Genomic DNA, 2,496 nt, shown 5'->3' with positions numbered 1-2,496 from the left:
CTAGTAGTAATTTCTACTTCCTATAGTCTGAACTTTAAGCCGTGTCTTTCTCGCATAGAAACTTCACCATCAATTAAAATACTATAAGAGTCATGGACAATCCGATCCAGAATTGCATCAGCTACGAGGGCTTCGCCTAGTTTTTCATACCACCCTTCAGGAGCGATTTGTGAACAGAAGATAGTAGAAGCCATCTTTAATCGTGATTCGATTATCTCAAACAGCGTTAGGGTATGTTCTTCTGGCAAGTTGGTTAATAACCACTCGTCAATAATGAGTAAGTCTACCTTCTTATATTTCTTAATCAACCGACGAAACTGCCGTCTGCTTCATTTCTTGCTGAAATGAATTCATCTAATAATTCAGGTAGTCGCACATACTTTACTTTATAGTTTTGTCGACAGGCTTGAATGCCGAAGGCATTTGATAACCACGTTTTACCATTACCTGAAGCTCCCATTAATATGATATTTAAATGTCTTTCGATATAATTACCGGTAGCTAATTCTAAAATAAGGTGTTTATCTAAGCGACGATCGGGATGGTACTCAATATCTTCAATAGCTGCTGACGGGTCACTAAATTGAGCTTGGTTAATCAGGCGTTGTAATTTATTTGACTGCCGACGAGAATACTCGTGATCTACAAGTAAATTGAATCGTTCTTCAAAGGTCATCTCCTGATAACCAGAATTTTTCAGTTGTTCTTTATAGGAATCTGCCATAGCACCCATATTCATCTCTACTAGCTTTCGCAATGTTTCTTCGTTTCTCATTTTCGGTTCCCTCCAAAGTAGTCCGCGCCACGCACGAATCCATAATTTTCATTCGTTATCATTTTTGTCACTGAGCCATCCTCTTTTGCTCGTTCACGCTTTTTGTTTCTATTAAGGATTGTTTTAAATACACTAACCGTAGGGTTAGTAGAGGCGAGAAGTAAGTTTTGAGCAGCTAAATTCATCTCTTCTTTTGAATATCTTTTTTCTAAACTACGTAAACTCATCAATTGATTGAGAGCCTTTTTTTCAGAACTACTCTGAAGTAACTTATCTACAAACTCTTCCATATGCGTTCCAATCGTTTGTGCCCATTCTCGATTGTTTTCAGGTGTATGTTCTAAATATAGGCGGTGATTATCCGGCATATGTTCTGAAAATGTAGAATATTGACCGATTTCTCCGTATAATCGTTTGTGGGATGCAATTCTAGATTCTTTGAAGTATACTTCAATTAAATCCTTTGAAAGACGGACATCAACGTCACACTGGATATACTCGTAAGGAGTGGAGTAATACATGCGTTCAACTTGAATGTGATAATTGGATTGAACCTTGGAACGCTTCCATTCCGATAATTTGTATCGCGTTTGACGTAAGGGGTGAAGGTAGGATTTCTCCTCTTCGTCAAATGCTTTTTTCCTTGAACCTGGACGCTTTTGAAAGGGTTCTTTATTTATTTCATTAAGTTTCTTCCAAATTTGCTGGTTTAAATCACGAAGATCAAAACACTGATAGTGGCGTAAAGCAGCTATAATTTGTCTAGAAATGAACCCTACGGTTCCTTCTACACTTGCTTTATCTTTCGGACTCCGAACTCTGCCAGGAACGATAACTGTTTGATAGTAATCAGCTAATTCACGATAAGCTTCATTTAGAATAGGCTCTGCACGTAAAGCCTTTGAAACCCCTGTTTTTAAATTATCAGGGACTAAGGTCTCTGGGACACCACCAAAATATTCAAAAGCATGGATATGACCGGTTAACCAGTTTGCTGTTTTCATGTCCAAAAAGCCTTCTACATAACTGAACTGACTATAGGGTAATGTAGCGACAAAAATATAAACCGTTAATTGTTCACCATTCTCACGACTAGTAATGGATAGTGTCGAACCAGCCCAATCAATCTCGAGAATTTCTCCTGGTTTTCGACGAATGGGCATTGTTGCTTTATATTTTTTGGCGTACTTGCCATAGTTCTCGGCAAACGTCCGATAAGCATAAGGCACTTTGCCTCCATCTCGTGCATGCTTATCATACTCCACATGGAGTAGTTTTAAAGTAACATTCTTCTTCTGTAATTCCTTATGAACTTCCTCCCAATTAGGCGGAAAGAACCCTTTTTCAATAGCTAGTTTCTCAGGAAAAAGTAGTTCTTCAAGCCAGCGATTAGTCATCTCATCAGTCAAACAGTTTAAGTCGTGTTTTACGGCTTGATTAATGACATCTGATACGGTATTCCTAGAACTTCCAACGCTAGTACTTATAGTACGCTGAGATACATGATTGAAATGTAACTCAAGGATTTTTCGGTATTGAATCATAAAAAACCTCCTGTAACTGTTGTCATGCCTAGAGGCATGCACTATCATTATACAGAAGGTTTATAATATATAGCTATTAACATTTAGTGGCTCTCTACATTGCAATGGGTGGTTCTGTGTTCCGCATTCACTGGCTCTAATCACCGCATATATGGCTCTCATCAACCGCAATATTCA

General features: G+C 38.3%; 1 protein-coding gene and 1 pseudogene. Both read right to left on the bottom strand.

All coding sequences use genetic code 11. From position 1 onward, the window contains the following. Positions 1-20: 20 nt before the first annotated feature. Positions 21-775 (bottom strand): annotated as a pseudogene (gene istB, locus C3945_RS12170) (IS21-like element helper ATPase IstB). Continuing rightward, positions 772-2,319, bottom strand: a complete 1,548-nt coding sequence (gene istA, locus C3945_RS11575) for an IS21 family transposase (RefSeq protein WP_161879807.1) — start codon at positions 2,317-2,319, stop codon at positions 772-774. The pseudogene istB and the gene istA overlap by 4 nt, the downstream one beginning before the upstream one ends. Positions 2,320-2,496 lie beyond the last annotated feature (177 nt).

Origin of the sequence: Alkalibacterium sp. MB6, from assembly GCF_009935905.1 — a bacterium.
In the GTDB taxonomy this organism is placed as follows: domain Bacteria; phylum Bacillota; class Bacilli; order Lactobacillales; family Carnobacteriaceae_A; genus Alkalibacterium.
This window is presented reverse-complemented; position numbering and strand designations above follow the sequence as displayed.

Bases quoted from the DNA above. Each gene is read 5' to 3' on its own strand.
- istA (WP_161879807.1), bottom strand. From the start codon at position 2,319: ATGATTCAATACCGAAAAATCCTTGAGTTACATTTCAATCATGTATCT.